We start from the raw sequence: 21,443 nt of genomic DNA, 5'->3' as shown, positions 1-21,443 counted from the left end.
CCTCATCTATGCATACGCCGGGACAAACTCTGTTACCGATCCCTGATTGGTCTCGTTGTCCCAATAAGGAGAAAGCTGCCGCAGGCGCGCAACAATTGGCGGTAAGTGTTCTAGCACCATGTCGATCTCTTCATCCCGGGTAAAACGGGAAAGAGAAAACCGCAGTGTGCCGTGGGCTGCCGTAAATGGGATCTGCATGGCTTTCATGACATGTGAAGGTTCCAGTGAGCCGGATGTACATGCCGAGCCGGATGAAGCGGCAATTCCAACCTGATTCATCATCAACAGCAGCGCTTCTCCCTCAACATATTCCACCGCAATATTGGTGGTATTGGGGACACGCTGTTGAGGATCGCCGGTCACAAAAGTATTCGGGATTCTGGCCAGCAGGCCATGTTCCAGCCGATCCCGCATCTGCCGGATCCGGTAAGTTTCCGTATCCAGTGCCTGATACGCCAGTTCAGCAGCTTTGCCCATGGCAATGATCGATGCCGCATTTTCTGTTCCGGCCCGGCGGCCCCGCTCCTGATGCCCGCCGCGCATTAATGGCCGGAAACGTGTGCCACGTCTGAGATATAAGGCACCAATACCTTTTGGTGCGTGAAACTTATGCCCGGAGATTGATAGCATGTCGATATCGAGGCTTTTCACATCAATCGGACATTTCCCTGCCATTTGTACCGCGTCGACATGCATCTGTGCGCCGTATTCTTTTGCCAGACGGGCCACGGTTTCTACCGGAAAAATTGTTCCGGTTTCGTTATTGGCCCACATCAGTGAGACAACCGCAACCTGCTCGCTTAAAGCTGCCCGATAAGCCTTCATATCCAGACGGCCTTTCTGGTCGACACCGATCCAATGAACACGATAGCCCTTACGTTCCAGATTCTGACATAGTTGCAGCGTTGCCGGATGTTCCACTTTAGAAGTGACAATGTCACGCTTATCTGGGCTAGCTTCCAGCGCTGAAAGAATAGCGGTGGTGGTTGCTTCAGTAGCACAGGAAGTAAAAATAATCTCACTGGTGTAGTGAGCACCAATCAACTGCTGAACCTGCTCTCTGGCAATTTCCATTGCCTGACCCACTCTGGCACCGAGTTTGTGAATAGAAGACGGATTACCGTAATACTCATCAAGATAAGGAATCATGACATCCAGCACCCGGGGATCAATTCGCGTTGTTGCGTTATTATCCAGATAAACCATCCGGGTTATTTCTGTTGAATTAGGCATCATAACTCCCCTCTTTTTTCCGGCTAAATGCTCCGGTCTCCTGAACCGGAAAAACGGTGTAGTTTTTCCCTAATGCCTGACTGATCTTGTTTTCAATATTGGCGAGTGTCAGCCCGGATAAACCGCAACCGGTACATGCACCACTCATCGAAACAAATACCAGATTTTCTTCCACATCGATCAGATGAATATCTCCGCCATCAGCCTGAACCCCCGGACGTACTGATTCGATAATATCTGCGATAGTCGCCATATCCTGATTATCGGCTGCTGTTATATCTGTAACTGCAACATCTGTAACGTCTTCCTGTTCTTCGGCTTCCTGCGCTATTTCTGCCAGACAAGCCTCAAGTACCCATTCGATTTTCTCATGGCATGAAGTACAGGCACCGCCGGCTTTGGTATAGTGAATCACCTCTTCCAGTGTACTGAGATGGTTTGCTTTAACGACCCGTTGAATCATCCGGTCATCAATGGCAAAACATTTACAGATCAGTTCGCCTTCGTCATGGTCATCGTCAATGGCTTCACCGCGATAATCGGCAACAGCGGCATGCAAAGCTTCCATTCCCATAACGGAACAGTGCATTTTTTCCGGGGGTAAACCATCAAGGAAGGTCGCAATATCCTGATTGGTAATAGCTAATGCTTCCTGAACCGATTTACCGATGATCATTTCAGTCAGAGCAGATGAAGACGCAATAGCACTGCCACAGCCAAAGGTCTGAAATCCCGCATCTTCAATCACTTCAGTCTGCGGATTAATCTTCAGTGTCAGACTCAGTGCATCACCGCAACTGATGGAACCGACGTCACCACGCGCATTGGCATCTTTGACTAATTTGGCATTTTTAGGATGAAAGAAATGCTCTTTCACTTTCTCAGAATAATCCCACATAGGTTCTCCTTAACTTTGCTGATCCCTGAGCGGTTGAGCGTTGTGAGAAATTTGTTTCAAAACTGTTGCAAGTTATAGTCCGAGAGGATTGTTTTTATAAGATTTTGATTTATGATGAGTTATCTGAGTTCGTGGGGGAAACATGCGCCAGACAAAATGACATTTTGTCTGTTTGTTTGTTGGTTTTGCGACAAATATGCTGGTCTGTACCCGAATTTTTCATCAGAACAGACCAATTGATGTATTCAATGTGATGTGATTGTGAACAAGATAGTTTTCGGTGTAATATCACCGGTTTTTTTTAATGCGCAGAGATATGGAGGTAGCTGATGTTTGGTGTAACTGATTTATGGTTATTTGTCATTTCCGGACTGGCCCTGAATATGATTCCCGGCCCGGATTCTTTATATATCGTCGGCAGAAGTGCCAGTCAGGGGTTTAAGGCTGGTTCTGTTGCTGCACTGGGAATCGGAACCGGAACAATGATTCATGTGCTGGCCGCAGCGTTTGGTTTATCTGCTCTTCTGGCGACTTCCGCCATGGCCTTCACTGTCATTAAAGTCATTGGTTGTCTTTATCTGCTTTATATCGGAGCAAGTATGCTGTTTGCCGGGAATACACCTCAGCAAGAGATAACTCCGAATAAAAAACCAATGCCATTCTCTAAGATTTTTATGCAGGGTTTTTTAACCAATGTACTGAACCCGAAGGTTGCCCTGTTCTTTCTGGCATTTGTCCCTCAGTTCATCGCTATGGATGCACCGGATAAAGCATTTTCTTTTATTTTCCTTGGGCTGGTGTTCAACATCAACGGGATGCTCTGGTGTCATTTCCTTGCCTGGAGCGCATCGGCGATCAGCAATAAATTCAGAAAGAGTCAGCGTCTGACTGCTATCCTGACCAAATGTACCGGCACTCTGTTTCTCTATTTCGGCATTCGTCTGGCATTCAGCCATCAGAATTAATCCGGACTCATACTGCTTTCTGAGTGATTCTTTCAGAAAGCAGTTTTCCTCACTTCCCCCGTTCAGTATCATTTTTATCAAATAACTGAATTAAACTACATTTTATATGGGTATTGTTGTGTATGGTTAATTGGTCTGTTTTCTACAGTAACCATACAAATCTGAACTCATAGAGAAATGTTTTATGTCATACATCACATTGACCGAAGAGAATATTGATTCTGAACACATCTGCTGTGCATTTTCTGACAAAAAATGCACTCAGGGTTATCAGTTGAAAAAGGCGTGGCTAAAACAAGAATTCAGCAATGGCTATACATTTCTGCGTCTTGATGAACGGGCGAAAGTTTTCATCGAATACGGCCCGGCAGAACATGGCTGGGTGCCGGTTAATGCACCCAATTATCTGTTAATCAACTGCTTTTGGGTTTCTGGTAAGTATAAAGGGCAAGGTCACGGTAAAGCGCTGTTACAACAGGCTCTGGACGATGCTCAAGCTCATAAGAAAGACGGTATTGTCACTGTGGCAGGTGTTAAAAAATACCATTTTATGAGTGATACCAAATGGCTACTGAATCAAGGGTTTGAAATATGCGCGACAACCACAGACGGTTTCTGCCTGTTAGTCAGAAAACTTAATAATGATGCTATGACACCGTTTTTTAATCCGTCGGCTATCGAAACCGGATGTCCGGAAACCAACGGAATTGTCGTTTACTATTCGAATCGTTGCCCTTTTGCGGAATATCATGTGCAGGAATCTTTAACTGAAACAGCCCGGAAAAGGAACCTGCCGCTAAAAGTCGTCCGGCTGGAAACACAGGAGCAAGCCCAGTCTGCACCAACACCGGCAACCATTTTTTCTCTGTACTATAACGGTCAGTTTGTAACGACAGATATCAGTATCTGTATGGATAGCCGTTTTGATACATTGCTTAAGAAGCACCATCAATAGATAAAAGGCAGGCAGATATAAAATTTCAGACAAAAGTGACCGTCAGACACAAAAATGGCGCCATACAGAATTAAATAAGAAACTGAGTTTAATTCTCTGACGCCATAAGTAACTCACTAAAAGCATTCAATATAATTAAGCTCTCTCCCACGAAATTTCGACTATAGTGACCGGATGACCAAATATATCTAGCGTATGTTGTTCAGGGTTGGTCGCATAAATCGATAAAGAATATGTTGAGCCTTCCGAATCTTTAAAGACCATGTCAATATGACCGTTGATACGTGAAGGCGCCTGACCGAGAACCTGAATCTGGTTAGGAAAAACGCTGGTTTGAGGGACATACTGTATCGCTTCAACATAACCCCCTTCACTAAAGTGAATCACTTCACTCAAGTTGGTATTACCATCAACTTCAACGATTCCGCCAAGATTCAGCTCACCTTTTAAGACACCATGATCCTGTTCATAAGTGCCGGAAAAGTCGGCTTTTACTAAATCAACAGCTGAATTCATATTCAATCCTCCTTGTTGACCCTGTTTGGTAAGAAGTAAGCAAATACACGATTGAGTCGTGTCTGTCTGTTATGAGTATAGTTCAGCCAATTGATTTATAACTTTTATAGATAATAAATAATCAATTAATTTATATTTATATGAATCAACATGAATTGCTTTTATTATTTGAGCTTATATTAATTTTTTTATTATTAACTCTCTGTCTAAGAAATCATCCATATAAAAAATAACCTCCCTCTGTTGTCAGAAAGGAGGTTATTTTACTTACCGTCATCATGACGATATAAAAGAACTGCTGTCAATTAGCTCAGGCGATAAACCGGGAACATGCTTGCATCTCCGTAGTCCTGAATTTTTTCCAGATGATTCAGAACATTCATATCTTCCTGAGAAATCACAAAATCCAGATCTGCATTGTTTCTCATATGATCAGGATTTGCTGTTTTCGGTAGCGGCAGCAATCCCAGTTGCAACGTATAGCGAATACACAATTGTGGGATGGAAACGCCGTACTTTTCGGCCATCTGAGCAATCTGACTGTTTTTAAACAGCTCACCGTGTCCGACCGGTGAATAGGCTTCGACTAACAGGCCTTTCTCCTGTGAATACTGAATTAACTGATCGGGCACATTGGTTATATGCGCCAGAATCTGATTGACCATCGGCGCAACCGAACAGGATTTCAGAATGTTCTCAATATCCTGTTCCTGAAAGTTAGAAAGACCTATCGCACGGATTTTTCCAGCCTGATATGCTTCTTCCAGTGCACGCCATGCTTCCAGATTACCTTCATAAAAACGGTCACTGGCACCAAAATTCCCCCAGGGTTGCGGGCTGTGAATGATCATCAGGTCAACGTAATCCAGCCCCATCCGCTGAAGAGATCCATCAATGGCCGCAACTGAATCCTGATATGATTTATACTGTGCCGCCAGTTTAGTGGTTAGAAAGATCTCATCACGGCTGACACCACATGATTTAATTGCTGTGGCAACTTCTGCTTCATTACCGTAATCCTGCGCACTATCGATATGCCGGTAACCGATCTGAATTGCGTCTTTCACTGCCTTCTCAGCAGACTCTCCCTGAATCATCCATGTGCCAAGGCCCAGTTTAGGGATCTCAACACCATTCGTTAGAGTGAATTTTTCTTGTAAAATCATGAGAGTGACTCCTTTCTTATTCTGATGTTTGATAGCTCTGTTCAACCATGAACAGAGTGTTGTGCTGCATGTCCCTTGCACCGTACATCAATTTACTATTCAGGGGAATGACAATTAAGACACCAGGGTGCCGAAATTGTTCAGCCACTTGCCGGAGCAAATGGCAGCATAGCCATCGTTGCTGATAGATATTTCACCGAAATGATCGTTGGCATATATGGAATGAAAGTAACATTTGTAAAAAATTTCAGGATGCCGGGAACTTTGCTGTCCTAGCATGTACTCATGTTAAATATTTGTATGCTGGAGAAAAATATGGTCGATGCATTGACTCATTCAACTCATCCTCTTCATTCATCTGTTGAAATAATCGGTTCTCAATCCAGTCAGCCGACAATGCCATCTCCGTCAGACTTACATCATTCACAATGGCAGAGTCTTCCGTCTTTACTTGAACATCGCGTACTTGCCCGGTTTGATCAGGATTTATGTACGAACAGGCATGATATCGACGCCCGGGCCATGTGTTACGGTCTTGCTTTGAACTGGTTAGAAAGAATTAAACACCACGGTGCTCATGCCAGCCAGCCAGCTGCTACAGAAAGAATGAATTACCTTTCATCTTTCGAAGGTGTTGTTCACTCCCGCATTATTCATAATTTTTACCGCCATGATCATGCGTCTCAGATGAAGGAAGCGATAGCGGAAGGAGATATTATCAAAGCGTCTCTTGCCGGAACGAATAGTGTCATTGAGGCCGCTGCATATAAAGATATTCATCTCAAACCCGTACTTCAGAATCAGGTCACGGAAGCGCTGCCATTTCTGATGCTGGATATGCCGGATAATGGCCCGGCCTATGATACTTTTCAAACCGGACTAAGCAGTGTGAAACAAGGCATCATCACCATCTATAGCGATGACGGTGCTCATGCACTGGCCTTTGCTGAATCAGAAAAAGATAAAAAGCTTATCTTTGAACCCAATCACGGTGAATTTGAATTTCACCAGCAGGATTTCAAAGCGATGCTCAACAGTATTGCAGAACTGGTAAATTTACCGCTGACCGGTGTTCAGATTTTTGAAGGATGAGTTTCTGATCATTTTTAACAAATCTTATAATGTCAGTTCACTGATATGAAATTAGAATAACGCTTTGATGCAATTTAATTCATGAACTGCACCCACTGCAATTGATGAAGAGATTTTGACTGAGGCGGAAATAAATGAATAACAAACATATCGGTGAACTGGTTCTGGATGAAATATTTATTCAGAAAGGCGTTGAAATCGTTGCGCAGCAACTGAACGATCACTTCACCGATGCCGTTGTGATTACGGTGGTTCCCGGCGGTATTTTATTTACCGCAGATGTGGTCAGGAAACTTAATTTCGATATTTGTATGGATTATATTTCCTGTCCGCATACACCCGGAGAGCGGAACAACCAATCCACAATTGTATTTCACAATAACATCGGTATTCACGGCAAAGATGTCATTTTAATTGATGATGCAATTGAGTCTGGTGGCACGATGAAACGTCTGGTTGAACATTTGACTCAGACATACTCTTTAAAGTCGCTCTCTGTCGCTACCTTGTTTGTCAAACCGGGCAGAGTCAATATCCCTGTAAAGCAGTTTTATGCCTATGAAATGGAAAATGATGATCTGCTGATCGGTTACGGATTACCGTGGCAGAATAAGTATCGTAATATCCCTTTTATTTCGAAATTAAAGCAGTAATGGTGTGAAGTACTGGTAATTTTGTTGTATGGAAGTAATTGCCCCGAACATAGCTTGTCCGGAGCAATTTCAATCAGAAATCAGTGCACTTCATGATGCACAAACTTTCTCACCAGCGCTTCTTTAAGGTTCTTGAAATAGAAACTGAATACAGAGAGAATCAGACCGGAGAGCGTTTGCAGAAGCATATTTTCACCTTGCATCAGCCAGTCCAAAAACTGAGTGACGGCCTTGCCAACGAAATTGTAATGATCAACTGAGTTTTTTGCTGTTTCCCAGAATCCCGCAACTTTTACCGTGACGGACACTTTTTCTGTCTGAATCGCTGATGAACTGCCGTTACACTGCTGATTATGATAAAAGTGCACCAATGCGCTGACATCATGATTTCCCGCTTTCGATGCCGTAAATGTAAACATATCGACCGTTCCTTCCGGCCCCAACAGCATACAACCGTCAGAATGATCCGATATCCGCTTGTAAGTCATTCCATTACGCTCTATGGGAACGACTCTGGCTGCTACTGCCGTGGTTTCTCTGATCATTGTATCGCTGATATTTCCAGATAAGGTGCGGGGTTCATATTCTTTCTTTCCTAGCCAGACAGACATCACTCCATCGTCACCGAGAGGTACGTTTTCGGAAGCTTCAAGTTTGATCAGATAAGAGTGAGCATCAGATGCTAAAGATTGGGCCTCGGTTAAAGGATCAGCGTTTAATTTTTCATTGTTCAAATGGTTGCCCGAAAATCTCGGGGATGTGATCGGCTCCATAGGATGCGAAGAGGAAAATGGTACCTCCCGCTCCTGAAGCAGTTCTCGAGATAATTCAGGCTCTCGGTTCACTGTGCTCTCATGTGTTTTTCTGTCTTTATATTCCTTTTTGGATTCAATAAGTAGTTGAATATTATATATGTTTTCGTTCTTCACTGCCTCAATCTTTTCCAAAACTAACTGTTTGCGATGAATGAACTGCTCATAAGAGATCGACGTCATAACCTGAGGTGTTTTATATATCAGGATACCGACAGAAATTAGCAATAATATCAAAATATACAGACCAATAAATTTGGTCACTTTGATTATGTAGGACTGTATAGCCATAACGCCCCCTGACTTTATGCACGAAAGAAAAATGTTGCATATTGAGAGTTTAGTCGATGGGCTGAATAACATAAATTATGAATGGCTAGGGTTTTCTTATTATTTTGTCGTATGAAGCTACTGGATGCTCTTTCAGGGGAGGATTTATTCAATGTATTTATTGATGAGAATATCTTCATCATCAATTTTGCCGATACATTCAGCGTTTCCTCTTCATTTTTAAGATATTTCTCCGAGCCGATTCATCCACTTATTTTTAATAATCACTCACAATATCGATTCAACCAGATGAGGAATGATAATGCTGGAAGGATTCTATCGAAGAGAAAGTGATGTGATCCGATATTGGGTCAGAGATGAACACAGTGACGATGAAGCAAATTCGATCCGTGAGTTGAAATCACTCCTTGATTCACTGGACTTAACCACCGTATTTAATCTTCAGAACTTAACCCTTCAGGTTAGTCAGAAGTCTTATTTCAATTATGTCTATCGTGGTGACTTTGCCCATAACGATGGCCATAAATCTACTTATGACACGAATCTGAACAAGTGGACAACAACATTGGACGGAAAAATTCTTGCGAATCAGAATGATCAATTTGAACGAGCACCTGAATCCGTCAGCGGCTGTGACATCGTTTTAACTGTTCGGGTTCCTGAAGCCCATATTCGCAATAAGTGGTCGAATGGTACAAAGCTTTTACTCGGACTTGACCCATTTGCAGCCTTTGAGGGCAAAGAATTTGGTTTAAGTCAAAGCTGGAGCAACAATCATATGACAGGCAAGTCAATGAGTGCTAGCGCCCTTACTCAGTATGAATCGCCATTTAAAGATTGCACAAAATTATATGCTGGCCTGCTGCATGGTATTGGTGGTGCACCTTTACACAAGAAAGAACTGGATGATTGGCTGGAAGCAATGAAACATAAATTCGGTTCCCCATCTGAACCATTTGTTCTACTCGCTCCATCTTTAACAATCGGTAGCATGGGGAGAGTTGTCCCACAATGGATGGGCATATTCAGAGATGATTCCGGAGAAGAACGCTTAAGCTGGATCCCTCTTTCTGATTTAGCGGAACTTGATGAATTCTGGGATGCCATGTGTGCTACCGGTAAAGCCCATGAGGATGATTTCTCTACCGGCAATTTATTTGGTGATGATGAGTGGTAATACAGAAGGCGATTAACCATGATATACGATGAAAAAAACCAGACGCTGATTGTCAGTAAAAGTTTATATGAGAAAAGTTTTTCCACAGCAGACAGCAAAAAACCACTTGTCAAATTGTTACCAGTGGAGAAACAAGCGACAGCTTCGATAAAAGCTTTATATGAAGATGCGACAACTAAGACCAAACTACTGGCCTGCTTAAAACAAAAACTGGGTTGCTCTATCGAAATGATCATTCATCCGGATTCTCCCGACGATGCAAAAACCAAAATTGAGGCTTTCACCGATAGCGCTTATTGCCCGGAAGGTATTTTACCAAGGCTGAAACAAGTATTTATCCACAAGTATCAACTACTGAGAGTCAAGACGGGGGTGAAATACTACGATACTGAATCCATCAGCAGTGATTCTGAATGGATTGTCGCCCTCAATGATTTAATACCTGAAGAAGATGATTTAACGGACTATCTTAATGTGATTCCTGATAAATCAAATAGCGGTATCTGGAGTAAAGTCTGTCGTCTTATCGCACTGGCAAAAATGGATCAGCCCGATTTTGCCAAAACGAAAGCGATAACCGGAGATTCAGGCGTTACAGATGAACTCAAAGCAGTTCAGGCATTACACAAATACTACTATAAAAATAACCAGATCATGTATGACGATGCATCTTGTAGCTCACAGATCTATACAGGTTTCAATTACCGGATGATTTTCTCCGGTGACTGCACCTATGAAGAGCTTAAAAATCATGTTGTGTTGGAGTCCGGATATTATATTTTTGATATTGTCGGTCATTCAGTGAAGGTTCAGGTTCTGAAAAAATTTGATGCTGATAGTGAAATCAGACCGGAAAATATGAGTGAGTTTTTCAAGTTTTATTCAGATCCTATTAATTACACGACTGATGAAAAAATACAAAAAGTGAATGCCATATGGGCAAAATAAATTGAAAGCAACAGTGCTTATTTATTGTCATAGTTGATGAAACTCACGTAAAAACTCTTTCTTGCTTTGAATGAATTTACGATGGGTTTCATGGTTTAAAGGTCGCTCTTTCTCGTGGAAGCCAGGCGCAATAACACCCCAGTTCGAATTCCGGGCAAAGAAAATAACCACATCAATATTACTTCCCTCCCAACGGTTCTGGACAACGTGAGCATCTCCGGATGCTTCTACGGTTTTCACCTGAATTCGGTAATAGTTCGGACCATCTGATATGAGTAAATCTGTCTTATGACCATGATCCAGTATGGGAATAAAGACCTGCCAGCCATCCTGCATTAACCAACTGACGACCATGCTCTCAAATGAAGTGTTTTTCATTGTCTGGTGTGTTTCTGATTTGGTCTGAGTGAGTCTTCTTGGCATTTTCACTTTCCTATGCAGTCTGAGCTGATTTTTACAGTATAGTTTCCAGCAATTGATTTTCCTGTCGGATGTGATTAAGGAACATGAGTTGGGTGGTGTGCGCGCAGTGGGTTTGTTGATCTCTGCGACATTGACAGATACTTTTGCTTGGGCCGCAAAAGTATCCCAAAAGGCCTTGGGTTTCGAGTGTGTTGGCCCGGGCGGCTCTATTCTCTCCTGCTCATAAGAGCCTGAAATTTCATCCTTGAAATTTGCCCTTGATTTGAATTCATTTAGGGGATCACTGCTCCACATCATATTCACCGCCATCTCTTACAATAGTCAGAAGATCTATTACACTCTGTGAATATTTATGAGTTTGCATAACCTGTCCTACCATGATTGCCACATGATATTTATTATCACTCTCTTTTATATTTATTCCTTTTTCTTGCTCGATTTTGACTATTAGCTGATTAGCTTGGTGCCAACCTTTATAACCAAGAGCCTTACCTACATGAGTAAGTGTGAACGGAAACATTGCATTAACTGCCGCTGGATTATCGAGAGTTGTAATTCCATAAAGTTTCGCAAGTTCACCCTCTTCTGATACCGCATGTTCTAATGTCTGGTAATTAACTTCAATTGTTCTTTTGGGAATATCATGTCTTACAAGTGAATAGGTTCGTGCTAATAGAGCTCGTAGAATTTTAGGACTAATTGCTTCTATCGCATCCGAAGAGCCAAAGGCCTTATATATCCAAGTAAAATCATTTGCAGTTATGCTTTTAATTCGAACACTTCTCTCATGATCTACTGATATAAGTTTTTCTCTTTGATATGATGATTCATTTTCTGCATTAGGATCCCATTCAATAATATATATATTGGGAATTAATTCATTATCTGGCGAAAGGATCTCATCAATATCAGAAAGTATAGTCTTTATATTTGGGTCTTCTGCACTATACCCTAAAAATACTAGAGGGTGTTCAGCAAAAAATGTTAATAATTTTGCGCTCAAGTACTTTTTCTTTGCTTGAAATTCATCATAATCAGATGAAATTAAAACTATACTTGAAGGATCTGATGAACACCCATGTATTTTTAATATTTCTCCTACATCAGTATAGTTAGCTTTTAGAATTGATTGCCCTATAACTCTCGTATAATCAGGGAAAATTTCCTCGAGAAAACCGTCATAGTTAGTTGTGATTAAAGCATGAGGTCGAATGTTTTGAAATGCAGTAATCTCATCCAAGTGATTTTTTTTCGCATCTTCTACTGAAGAAGAGTTTACTATCTCCTCAAAATATTTAGCAACGTGAAATTTCAGATAAATCTCTGGTGGTTGACATTCTGAAAAGAGTTCGTCTGGAAACTCGCTCTGCCCTTCTCCCCAAGCCCATTCTCGATAAGCTTCAGAAAATTCAGTACCAATTTTAATAAGAGATGTATGCTTCTGTTTATAATACGCATAGCTTTTATCAAGAATCGGGCAACTTTCTGATAAATTCTTCAAAAGCAAATCCCAAGTGGGAGTGCCTATGTATCTCTGTGAGATGCCTGAACCAACAAAAAGGATTGGTTGAACACCCATACTGTCCAAACACGTTGAAATATCATCAGATATTTCTTTTATATAGCTTTTATAATCGTGTTCCATATACGATCATCTCTATGTTAATGATAACTTTTTATTCAATGAAAAAAGACTGATAACTAGTTTAGATCTACTAAACCAAGGGCAAAAATTCAGGACGAATTTTTGAGGTTTTCATGAGCAGGATGCGAATAAAACCAGCCCGGCCAGCGCGCTCAGATCAAAGGCCTTTTGGGATACTTTTGCGGCCAGGCAAAAGTATCTGGGGCGCGAACATCAACAGCCAAAGAGATCGATCAAACAAATTGCGCACCAAACCACGTCCCCCAATAACAACCCCACTCAAACAGAACCCACAAAAAACCAAACTTGATTCGACTTCCTATCCACCAACTTTCATAGTATAGACAAAATCCCAAAACCCGCCTGTCAAAGGCCACAAAGAGACATTTTCTCAGCCAAAGAAAAACCCCAACAAACAATACGAAAAGACACAAAAATCCATCAATTCAGCAAAATAATCACTTCCATATATAAAATTAACTAAAAAACAGATACTTATAATGTTTAGTGATGCGTATTACAAAATATAAACATAAGTAACGTTAACCAGTGATACCAGTCACATATGAATATCCATTCATTTTCTTCTCATTGTCATTTACCGGCGTTTAGTTACTTTTAGCTAGTAAGATGCGTTACTTTGCTGCCACTTTTTCAACGCCACATCATCGTCTTAATAATCAGGTGTTGTGCTTCTGAAATAACTCAAAGAAACCGCTCTTAAACCTGTTCCTACACACGTTGGCTTTTCACTCAAGTTATTAATCAGCCTCGGTAACGCTGTTCTTCCACGCCATTAATAACGACTACCCTATGATAAAAAGGAGTTATTCATTATGAAAAAACTCACATTGGCGTGTACCATTCTTATGTCTATTTCTGCTGTTGGATGGAGCGGGGAAATCCCCTCAGATGGTACCGCATATGGTCGGGTTGCTTCCTATTCGTTTGATAACACGCTGGCAGATGATTTATCTGCTCATCCTTCAGGCACTGTAACAGGAGCCTTGCTCGGCGATCCGGTGCCGGATGATGTCAGCCCGGTTTATGTTGCAGGAAAATATGGACAAGCACTGGCGATGGATGGCAATTACGGTATCCGATTACCGGCCGATCTCATCACCACGAATACTTACACGGTTTCACTATGGGTCAATCCCCACAAAGAAACACAGCACACCACAACCTTTTTTGGTGCCCGGGATCATAATCATTGGCTGAGCTTAACGCCCATGTCATGGGATACCAGCCAGACGATGCTCTGGAGTGGCAGTAAGCAGTGGTACAACGGTGGATTTGGTCACCTGATTGCGTTAAATAGCTGGCACCATATTGCGTTTAGTGTCGATAACGGTTTGGTCAATATTTATGAAAATGGCCAGTTAGTTCACTCCGGGAGTCCATTATCGGACTTGTTCAGCAATGGCGCGGAGCTCTTTAGTATTGGGGTTAACTGGTGGGATCCGGCATTTAACGGCTTAATCGATGAAGTTCGGATTTATGATCGGCCATTAAATGGGGATGAAGTCACCGCGCTGGATATTGATAACTTACCGGAAGCTGAAATCGCTCAGCGTATCAAAGATCACATTGGTCTGGACGCTGATACAGATGCTTCAGCGGTCACTCATGATATACAACTTCCCTCCGCCGGTTTATTCGGCACACCGCTGCACTGGTTTTCTTCTAATCCGGCTGTGCTCAGTGCTGATGGTCACGTTACCCGCCCCGCATTAGGAGAAGATGATGTCACGGTTACCCTGACGGTCAGTTATGAATTTCGTGGCCACACATTCAGCAAAACGATTCAGGTCACGGTGTTAGCTGAACAACCCGTTATCACTTATACCCCGATTCCTTTGAATCACGTTCGGATTACATCAGGGCCTTTTTATACTGCCGAACTCACCAACCTGCATTATATGTTAGGGCTGAATCCGGATCGCTTTCTGGCACCCTATCGTCGTGAAGCTGGGTTAGAAATGCAGGCAGATCCTTATCCGAGCTGGGAATCGGAAGGCCTTGATGGTCATATCGGCGGCCATTATCTGACAGCGTTATCTCTGATGTACGCTTCATTACCTGATGAGAATCCGCAAAAACAGGAAGTACTGGATCGACTCAACTACATGATCAGTGAGTTACAGAAAGTACAGATCGCCAACGGTGATGGCTATATTGGCGGGATCCCGGATGCAAAAGCTCATTGGCAGGCGCTTGCGGCCGGCAATATTAATGCCCAGACGTTCCACCTCAATGATATGTGGGTTCCGTGGTACAACCTGCATAAAGTCTATGCCGGATTACGTGATGCTTATTTATATACCGGCAATGAAACGGCTCTGCAAATCTTGCAAGGTCTCAGTGACTGGGCAATCAATATCACGGCCAATCTGTCTGATCAGCAGATGCAGCAAATCCTGACGACTGAACAGGGAGGCATGAATGAAGTCCTTGCTGATGTCGCTGAACTGACACATGAAGATAAATATCTCAACCTAGCTAAACGGTTCTCTCACCGGGCCATTCTGAATCCGCTTATCAACCATCAGGATCAGCTCACCGGTATACATGCCAATACCCAGATCCCGAAAGTCATCGGTTACGCCCGCATCGGTAAGCTTGCTGATGATAACGATTGGCTAGATGCGGCTAAATTCTTCTGGGATACCGTGGTGCATGAACGCTCTGTGTCTATCGGCGGCAATAGCGTGCAGGAGTATTTTAACGACAAGAATAATTTCACCTCGATGATCACCAATGTACAGGGGCCGGAATCATGTAATACCTACAACATGCTAAAACTCACCCGTTCTTTGTATCAGGATGAAGGAAGCGTTGAGTATATCGATTATTACGAACGTGCTCTGTTTAACCATATTCTCTCTACTCAGCATCCCGGAGACGGTGGCTTGGTTTACTTTACACCCATGCGGCCAAATCATTACCGTGTGTATTCCACCAACAATCCCGGTGAAGAAGCCATGTGGTGTTGTGTGGGTTCCGGGATTGAAAGCCACAGTAAATATGGTGCCATGATCTACGCTGAATCTCAGAACGAGTTTTATGTAAACCTGTTTGTTGACTCAACAGTGCAATGGCGTGATGACATCAGCTTTACTCAATCGACTGAATTTCCGGATTCGGAAAATAGTGCTTTAACCATCCATGGTCACGGTAACTTCGCCATGAATATCCGTTATCCCGGCTGGGTGGCTGATGGTGCGTTAACATTAACGATTAACGGAGCAACACAAACAGTCGATGCCCATCCTGATGGTTATATTCACTTGCAGCGTGACTGGCATGATGGTGATGTAATCCGCTGGCAAATGCCGATGCGAACCACGGTTGAACAACTCCCGGATGGCAGCGATTATTACTCCATTCTGCATGGTCCAATCGTCCTCGCAAACCAAGCAGATCCGTTCCCGAATGAGCAACTGGATCTTTTTGCCGGCAGTGGTCGTTCAGATCATATCCCCAGCGGCCAGCAATGTCCGCTGGATGAAGCACCGATCTTTATCGGTGAAGGGACGGATTTTATTCATAACATTGAACCGGTACCGGGTATGCCACTGACCTTTACTTCGGGCAACGCCGAGCTGAACCAGGATGAGCCCATCCTGTTAGTGCCTTTCTTCCGCCTGCATGATTCACGTTACAGTATCTACTTTAACGAAGTCTCTCCTGATGACTGGGCAGAGCGCGAAGCAGAGATGCGTGCACAAGCAGAACGTGAAGCCGCACTAGAAGCCATTACGCTGGATCAACTGCAACCGGGTCAGCAACAGCCGGAATCCGATCATTATCTGCAAAGCAAAAACTCCAAAACCGGGGTTCATCAGGGTGAATACTGGCGAGATGCAACGAATGGCTACTTTAGCTATCAAATGAGCCCGGAAGATGAAACACAGGTTCGAGTCATGGCTCGCTATTGGGGAGGAGACACTAATCGCATCTTTAATATTCTGGTGAATGGTACGGTGATCGCTCAGGAGAATTTAACCGGAGCTCACCCGAACGAGTTTTTTGATGTGACGTATGATGTTCCCCCTGAACTCATCACGGCGGGAGAACCTGTCCGGGTCGAATTTGCTTCTGTTGACGGTAGTATTGCCGGTGGGTTATTTTACCTGCGGTTGATAAGAGTTGAAGAAGAGTAGCCGCTTGCTTCTTCACTACTTGTATGCAAGAGGCCAGTCTGATGACTGGCCTTTTTTATACATTTAACGTTGTATGGTGCGCAGTGGGTTTGATCGATTTCTTTGGCATTGGTGAATGCGCCCCAGACACTTTTGGCTTGGCCCCAAAAGTGCCCAAAAAGGCCTTGGGGTTTCGAGGGCGCTGTCCGGTCGGCTCTATTCGCTCCTGCTCATAAGAGCCTGAAATTTCATCCTTGAAATTTCCCCTTGATTTGGGATCATGCATTGGCTAAGTGGACATAAACAAATACACTTTAGCATCTCATTTTATTTATTTTTCAAATGATTGCATGGACTAAAATTTGATGGAATTTGTATTTTTACCGCTGATTATCGTGCTCTTCCAATGGCGAAATTTTGAAAGTGCAGAATGGGGATTTACCGCTTTTTATCTTGTCTATGCTGTCTTGCTGGTGACAAATTCAGAGATCCCGACCAACTCAAGGATCGGGAGTTTTTATCTTGGGATTCCGTCAGCAGCTTATGTAACGTTTATATTTCCTGAGTTGTATACCCGCTATTCGGAGCGTGCGATGCGGGTATTGAGTGTTATTGGGTTGTTGGTTGCTTTCGTAGCTTTGATATCCATTTTTTAATGGATTCTATAGTTGATTTAGTGCTGTTGAAACTCCGGATACTGCTGCAAAAACTGAACAATATCGAATGGTTTTAACTCACCATGCTGTTTATACCAGTGCAAGAGTCTGGATATATCTAGTTTTGAGAATGTGTTTTCGAATTCAGGACTTCGGTACACCCGCGCAGAAGAAAACCACTCTTCAAGATCATGTTTATCTTTTGACTCTGCTGTATAAGCTAGCATCGCCGACTCATATTTCTGCTGTTCGTTCCCATAACAGTTCATATCAGCAAGGTAATCAAGGTAACTAGCGGCAGCATATTTCTCTTTCTTAGATAGTTTGATGAACCATTGTTCATTGATTTTGGGAAGTTTTTCTTCGATTTTATCGCAGGATTCCATCTTACTTTCCAAAGCAGTATAGGATTCTGTCATATTATCTTTTAAATGGTCTTCCCAAGTCTGACCGACTGATTGAAAAGAGAAAACTCCGAAAAAGATAAATAATAAAAGTTTACAACGCATTACCAACACATCTCCAAAATTTATATTCTTTACCAATGGAAAACAAAGCCATTTCATTTGCTATTTTTTCTAGTTGGACTCTTCTTATTTTTCCGACACTTTTTACCGAATCAGCAAATAATTGCCAGTCATAAGTTGTTACATTGTATCCGATACTAGCAATCGTAGCAGAGATGTATGTATCTCTACCGGCAAATATCTGATAGACAGGAACTCCCATGAGTAATTTTTCAAGAACTCCTGACATGTCGATAATCTCATTCATTCTATTGATTGCATCTGTCGTTTGGGAGCTGGGTTTGAAGCCTTCTATTTTACAAAAGTCTCCTTTGACATGAGAAACAGGCATTGAATACCTCTGGGTGTAATTGGAACAAGTTAGTTGCGATAGTAAATTAGTTTCATTTGCTCTGTAAAGTGAGCCAAAGGCCAAGTGGAATGAAAGTCCCAATTCTCAGATGAGTGATTGATATAATTCATTTGAAAAGGCAGCCTCAGCTGCCCTGCTCTTTTCTTAGTCTTCCAGTAAAACCTCGTTTTCCGATTCGGTGATCAAATTATGCAGAAACGTGAGCACATGCCAGAGTTCGCAGTAGTTGGTGCTGGGTTCGGTGCATGAGCCTTGGAGGATCATGAGGTATTCGCGGGCGGTGTGGTGAAGGTTTGGATCGCGGCGGGTTTGATCTGATTGGGTTTGGGGTTCGGTATTAGTCATTGATAAAGACTCCACATGTATATTCTGAAGAATCACCACGCTCAAAGGTCCTAATCAACGAGGTGGCGAGCTAAGAAGGGTTAGGACTACCGCTACATGTGAAAACGGCCAGCACGAAGCTGCCCTTGCCCAGCTCACCATAAATTCAGGCACAAGTATGCCTAAGAACAGGCAAATTTGCCACATTCAGATGAGTCAGAGCTGTGCACGAAATTATCAGCATTTGCTGACATTTTGTGCCACATGTAGATTGTCGGGAGTCCTAAATCCCGGCACCGGGTTTTGTCGGTGCTTGTGTAGCGTAGTTGTATTGGCTTTTTGTTTCTATTGAATGGTTTTGGGATTTTGTGGTTTGTCGGAGGAATTCATACTTTGGGTGACATGGTGGTTGCTGGTTTATGCGAGTGGCTTCACGGTTGAGGTTTTGATGTGGTCAATTTGGATACTGTTGTATGGTGCGCGATGGGTTTGATCTGTTTCTGTGGCATTGATGTAAGCGCCCCAGACACTTTTGGCTTGGCCCCAAAAGTGCCCAAAAAGGCCTTGGGTTTCGAGCGCGCTGTCCGGGACGATTTTATTCGCTCCTGCTCATTAAAATCTCAAATTTCAAGGATGAAATTTGCCCTAGTCTTAAGATAAACCGAAGCTTTAAGGTATGTGTCCTCTTTCTATTGATTTTTAATTCTTCCAAGAATTATTTTTCTACGAGAATGAAGATATATCGGTTTCCATTGAGCGAATCTCTCGATTAACTATACTCCAAAATCTTGAAACAATATCTGAATCTGATAGCCTAAGCTTATGCATTGCTATTCCTTTATCAAAGGATATTACTTCTTTCATATTTTTATAATTATATGAATCAAAATTTGGGAAATAACTACTCTCCCATCTGTTGTATCTAATCTCGTGAATTGTTCTAGTTAATTTCTTTATTCCCTTATAGTCAACATTATTCCTTAAGCATAATTTTTTTATCATGTTATCAATTTCGAACAACATGAGCATATCATCCATTTCAGAGAAGAAAAACAACCATCCTTTACATTTATTTTTTGCAATGCAACCAGTTATTCTTAGATTCAGCTTCCAATATAATAGTCCTTTCGAGCGTTTTTTTCCTGAATTAGAATAGGATGTAAATAGGGCGGCAATAGAATCGATAAAACGTTTTTTGCTAGATTCTCTTACTGATATGCTTGTACTTTCATGTTTATTTTGAGGGTTAAAAACATAACCTAAGTAAGAGAACTCTTGTTTTATGTCTCTAATTATTGTTTTGTCAGCACCCGCATCTAAGGAGTGAATTTTTAATCCTAATTCTTGAGTATATCTATCATATTCTTCAAAAATATCCTGAGCCTCATTTTTGTTACAAAAAATCAGTACGTCATCAACATATCTACGATAAAATATTTCTTTGCCTTTCAATATATTATCTATATATATCATATATATTTCAGCTAAAATGTTTGATACTGAAAGTCCTTGAGGTACTCCTATATTACTGACTTCATCTTTGGAAAAACCAGTAGAAATAGCACTTCTGATAAGTGATATTGCTTCTTCTTCAACACCTTCTGTCTTTAAAAACTGTTCTAATAAATTGTGGTTGATAGTCGGATAAAAGTCTTGAATATCGATTTTGATTACTGTTTCATATTGCATTGAATATAATGCTGACTTTACATCTCTTGTAATTTGTTGAGGTACTTGTAAAGCTAGTTTTTCTGAAAGGTTTGTTTGAAGATAAATATTTAGTGCTTTTAATACAATGCGATCTCTTAAAGTAGGTATTGCTATTTGTCTTGGGAGTTTTTTTGCACCTTTTGATATTAGCTTTTCCTTGTACCTTGTGAATTTATAATCTTGAAAAAATACTTTCACAACAATTATATCTATCTCTCTACTCTGATGCTTTAAGAAATGTTTAGGCAATATATTATCAACACCTGAAACTTTAGTAGTAGAAAATGTGGATATGTATATATCTCTCAATCTCTCTGAAGTAAAAGCATCTGAAATTGTGAGTCTCACTAAAAAGCTCCTATCTGTATGGTTAAATGATAATATATTATTAATGGAGCACAGATTAATAAAATTGATATAAATATCTTAATTATCTTCAATATATAATACAGAACTATTTCAATCGAAGTCGCTTTTATTGTTAGAGAGTCTTTATCTTTAGTATGTATATATGCATCAACTTTTGCATTCATGAAATCAAGGCTTGTGTGATTTTCACAAGACTCTAAAATTGTACGATATTTATCTGATTCTTCATCAGATAAATATGAGTTATTTCCTACTTTATTATACAAAGTGTGTAGTTGTATATATCCTTTCTTAAATCTATTAGCCCTTTCGGTGAATCGACCAAGTGAAACAAACAATGAGCTACAAAAAGAAAATACAGAGAAGCAGACAAAAACTTTTGATATAACTTCAGGCTGTTCTTTGCCAAGTAATAAAATAGAGAAAAAAACACTACAGAGAGAATACCAGAAAAGGAACTTTTTCGACCATGATTCAAAACTCAAGAGTCTTGCTTCAGCGTTGATCCATGATTTCCTTGTCCACCAAATACTATCCTTGTTCATTTTGTCTCCAAATAGATGCCCTGCGGGACAACATTAAGAAC

Annotated in this window: 20 protein-coding genes; 8 read left to right on the top strand and 12 right to left on the bottom strand. The window is 41.7% G+C overall.

What is annotated here, in order from left to right; all coding sequences use genetic code 11:
* Positions 1-6: 6 nt before the first annotated feature.
* The gene (nifS, locus tag OCU74_RS08245; RefSeq protein ID WP_234993517.1) at positions 7-1,236 is read right to left on the bottom strand and encodes a cysteine desulfurase NifS; all 1,230 of its coding nucleotides are present in this window, start codon (positions 1,234-1,236) and stop codon (positions 7-9) included.
* Positions 1,226-2,131 (bottom strand): Fe-S cluster assembly protein NifU, encoded by a 906-nt coding sequence (gene nifU, locus OCU74_RS08240; RefSeq protein WP_087479264.1) that lies wholly within the window; start codon positions 2,129-2,131, stop codon positions 1,226-1,228. The genes nifS and nifU overlap by 11 nt, the downstream gene beginning before the upstream one ends.
* Positions 2,132-2,460: 329 nt before the next feature.
* Between nifU and OCU74_RS08235 the strand changes: the two genes are divergently transcribed.
* Complete coding sequence (locus OCU74_RS08235; RefSeq protein WP_087479263.1) at positions 2,461-3,096, top strand: LysE family translocator; 636 nt, start codon at positions 2,461-2,463, stop codon at positions 3,094-3,096.
* 184 nt (positions 3,097-3,280) lie between these two features.
* Positions 3,281-4,051, top strand: a complete 771-nt coding sequence (locus tag OCU74_RS08230) for an N-acetyltransferase (protein ID WP_087479262.1) — start codon at positions 3,281-3,283, stop codon at positions 4,049-4,051.
* A 135-nt stretch (positions 4,052-4,186) separates the two neighbouring features.
* Here the strand turns inward: OCU74_RS08230 and OCU74_RS08225 are convergent, their stop codons facing one another.
* Complete coding sequence (locus tag OCU74_RS08225) at positions 4,187-4,567, bottom strand: hypothetical protein (RefSeq protein ID WP_087479261.1); 381 nt, start codon at positions 4,565-4,567, stop codon at positions 4,187-4,189.
* 305 nt (positions 4,568-4,872) lie between these two features.
* The gene (locus tag OCU74_RS08220) at positions 4,873-5,733 is read right to left on the bottom strand and encodes an aldo/keto reductase (RefSeq protein WP_087479260.1); all 861 of its coding nucleotides are present in this window, start codon (positions 5,731-5,733) and stop codon (positions 4,873-4,875) included.
* 315 nt (positions 5,734-6,048) lie between these two features.
* Here OCU74_RS08220 and OCU74_RS08215 point away from each other — a divergent pair, with 315 nt between their 5' ends.
* The gene (locus tag OCU74_RS08215) at positions 6,049-6,825 is read left to right on the top strand and encodes a YopT-type cysteine protease domain-containing protein (protein WP_261856166.1); all 777 of its coding nucleotides are present in this window, start codon (positions 6,049-6,051) and stop codon (positions 6,823-6,825) included.
* 134 nt (positions 6,826-6,959) lie between these two features.
* A complete protein-coding gene (locus OCU74_RS08210; protein WP_200807644.1) occupies positions 6,960-7,478 on the top strand; it encodes a phosphoribosyltransferase in 519 nt (172 codons plus the stop codon).
* Between the two features lie 80 nt (positions 7,479-7,558).
* Here the strand turns inward: OCU74_RS08210 and OCU74_RS08205 are convergent, their stop codons facing one another.
* Positions 7,559-8,212, bottom strand: coding sequence for a hypothetical protein (locus OCU74_RS08205; RefSeq protein WP_261856165.1), 654 nt, complete (start codon positions 8,210-8,212; stop codon positions 7,559-7,561).
* Between the two features lie 670 nt (positions 8,213-8,882).
* Here OCU74_RS08205 and OCU74_RS08200 point away from each other — a divergent pair.
* A complete protein-coding gene (locus tag OCU74_RS08200; protein WP_087479257.1) occupies positions 8,883-9,758 on the top strand; it encodes a hypothetical protein in 876 nt (291 codons plus the stop codon).
* Positions 9,759-9,776: 18 nt separating this feature from the next.
* The gene (locus OCU74_RS08195) at positions 9,777-10,706 is read left to right on the top strand and encodes a hypothetical protein (protein WP_087479256.1); all 930 of its coding nucleotides are present in this window, start codon (positions 9,777-9,779) and stop codon (positions 10,704-10,706) included.
* Positions 10,707-10,733: 27 nt separating this feature from the next.
* Here the strand turns inward: OCU74_RS08195 and OCU74_RS08190 are convergent, their stop codons facing one another.
* Both OCU74_RS08190 and OCU74_RS08185 read right to left on the bottom strand, forming a co-directional pair.
* On the bottom strand, positions 10,734-11,129 hold the full coding sequence (locus OCU74_RS08190; protein ID WP_087479255.1) for a PDDEXK-like family protein: 396 nt from the start codon (positions 11,127-11,129) through the stop codon (positions 10,734-10,736).
* A gap of 280 nt (positions 11,130-11,409) precedes the next feature.
* Positions 11,410-12,774 carry an SIR2 family protein gene (locus tag OCU74_RS08185; RefSeq protein WP_087479254.1) on the bottom strand — a complete coding sequence of 455 codons (1,365 nt, stop codon included), beginning with the start codon at positions 12,772-12,774 and terminating at the stop codon, positions 11,410-11,412.
* An 836-nt stretch (positions 12,775-13,610) separates the two neighbouring features.
* Here OCU74_RS08185 and OCU74_RS08180 point away from each other — a divergent pair.
* Positions 13,611-16,940: a beta-L-arabinofuranosidase domain-containing protein gene (locus OCU74_RS08180; RefSeq protein ID WP_087479253.1), complete on the top strand. Its 3,330-nt coding sequence runs from the start codon at positions 13,611-13,613 to the stop codon at positions 16,938-16,940.
* A 344-nt stretch (positions 16,941-17,284) separates the two neighbouring features.
* Positions 17,285-17,575, top strand: a complete 291-nt coding sequence (locus OCU74_RS08175) for a hypothetical protein (RefSeq protein ID WP_087479252.1) — start codon at positions 17,285-17,287, stop codon at positions 17,573-17,575.
* A 17-nt stretch (positions 17,576-17,592) separates the two neighbouring features.
* On the opposite strand, the gene OCU74_RS08170 is transcribed toward OCU74_RS08175, so the two are convergent.
* From OCU74_RS08170 to OCU74_RS08150, 5 genes are all read right to left on the bottom strand, one after another.
* Entirely contained in the window at positions 17,593-17,994 is a 402-nt protein-coding gene (locus tag OCU74_RS08170; RefSeq protein WP_143693099.1) for a hypothetical protein, read from the bottom strand.
* A gap of 79 nt (positions 17,995-18,073) precedes the next feature.
* Positions 18,074-18,433 carry a hypothetical protein gene (locus OCU74_RS08165; RefSeq protein ID WP_087479250.1) on the bottom strand — a complete coding sequence of 120 codons (360 nt, stop codon included), beginning with the start codon at positions 18,431-18,433 and terminating at the stop codon, positions 18,074-18,076.
* 165 nt (positions 18,434-18,598) lie between these two features.
* Positions 18,599-18,799, bottom strand: a complete 201-nt coding sequence (locus tag OCU74_RS08160; RefSeq protein WP_143693097.1) for a hypothetical protein — start codon at positions 18,797-18,799, stop codon at positions 18,599-18,601.
* 702 nt (positions 18,800-19,501) lie between these two features.
* A complete protein-coding gene (locus OCU74_RS08155) occupies positions 19,502-20,836 on the bottom strand; it encodes a reverse transcriptase/maturase family protein (protein WP_159457372.1) in 1,335 nt (444 codons plus the stop codon).
* Positions 20,836-21,402, bottom strand: coding sequence for an SLATT domain-containing protein (locus OCU74_RS08150; RefSeq protein ID WP_087479248.1), 567 nt, complete (start codon positions 21,400-21,402; stop codon positions 20,836-20,838). Before OCU74_RS08150 ends, OCU74_RS08155 begins: the two co-directional genes overlap by 1 nt.
* Between the last annotated feature and the right edge of the window lie 41 nt (positions 21,403-21,443).

Origin of the sequence: Vibrio mangrovi, assembly GCF_024346955.1 — a bacterium.
GTDB lineage: Bacteria > Pseudomonadota > Gammaproteobacteria > Enterobacterales > Vibrionaceae > Vibrio > Vibrio mangrovi.
Note: the sequence above shows the minus strand (reverse complement) of the source record. Positions and strands in the feature narration are given on the sequence as shown.

What these genes read in the sequence shown, in the direction of transcription:
- OCU74_RS08210 (WP_200807644.1), top strand. Translation starts at nt 6,960, where the DNA reads ATGAATAACAAACATATCGGTGAACTGGTTCTGGATGAAATATTTATT.
- OCU74_RS08165 (WP_087479250.1), bottom strand. Translation starts at nt 18,433, where the DNA reads ATGCCTGTTTCTCATGTCAAAGGAGACTTTTGTAAAATAGAAGGCTTC.
- OCU74_RS08160 (WP_143693097.1), bottom strand. Translation starts at nt 18,799, where the DNA reads ATGACTAATACCGAACCCCAAACCCAATCAGATCAAACCCGCCGCGAT.
- OCU74_RS08175 (WP_087479252.1), top strand. Translation starts at nt 17,285, where the DNA reads ATGGAATTTGTATTTTTACCGCTGATTATCGTGCTCTTCCAATGGCGA.
- OCU74_RS08215 (WP_261856166.1), top strand. Translation starts at nt 6,049, where the DNA reads ATGGTCGATGCATTGACTCATTCAACTCATCCTCTTCATTCATCTGTT.
- OCU74_RS08230 (WP_087479262.1), top strand. Translation starts at nt 3,281, where the DNA reads ATGTCATACATCACATTGACCGAAGAGAATATTGATTCTGAACACATC.
- OCU74_RS08190 (WP_087479255.1), bottom strand. Translation starts at nt 11,129, where the DNA reads ATGCCAAGAAGACTCACTCAGACCAAATCAGAAACACACCAGACAATG.
- OCU74_RS08180 (WP_087479253.1), top strand. Translation starts at nt 13,611, where the DNA reads ATGAAAAAACTCACATTGGCGTGTACCATTCTTATGTCTATTTCTGCT.
- OCU74_RS08170 (WP_143693099.1), bottom strand. Translation starts at nt 17,994, where the DNA reads ATGACAGAATCCTATACTGCTTTGGAAAGTAAGATGGAATCCTGCGAT.
- OCU74_RS08195 (WP_087479256.1), top strand. Translation starts at nt 9,777, where the DNA reads ATGATATACGATGAAAAAAACCAGACGCTGATTGTCAGTAAAAGTTTA.
- nifS (WP_234993517.1), bottom strand. Translation starts at nt 1,236, where the DNA reads ATGATGCCTAATTCAACAGAAATAACCCGGATGGTTTATCTGGATAAT.
- OCU74_RS08200 (WP_087479257.1), top strand. Translation starts at nt 8,883, where the DNA reads ATGCTGGAAGGATTCTATCGAAGAGAAAGTGATGTGATCCGATATTGG.
- OCU74_RS08220 (WP_087479260.1), bottom strand. Translation starts at nt 5,733, where the DNA reads ATGATTTTACAAGAAAAATTCACTCTAACGAATGGTGTTGAGATCCCT.
- OCU74_RS08185 (WP_087479254.1), bottom strand. Translation starts at nt 12,774, where the DNA reads ATGGAACACGATTATAAAAGCTATATAAAAGAAATATCTGATGATATT.
- nifU (WP_087479264.1), bottom strand. Translation starts at nt 2,131, where the DNA reads ATGTGGGATTATTCTGAGAAAGTGAAAGAGCATTTCTTTCATCCTAAA.
- OCU74_RS08235 (WP_087479263.1), top strand. Translation starts at nt 2,461, where the DNA reads ATGTTTGGTGTAACTGATTTATGGTTATTTGTCATTTCCGGACTGGCC.
- OCU74_RS08150 (WP_087479248.1), bottom strand. Translation starts at nt 21,402, where the DNA reads ATGAACAAGGATAGTATTTGGTGGACAAGGAAATCATGGATCAACGCT.
- OCU74_RS08225 (WP_087479261.1), bottom strand. Translation starts at nt 4,567, where the DNA reads ATGAATTCAGCTGTTGATTTAGTAAAAGCCGACTTTTCCGGCACTTAT.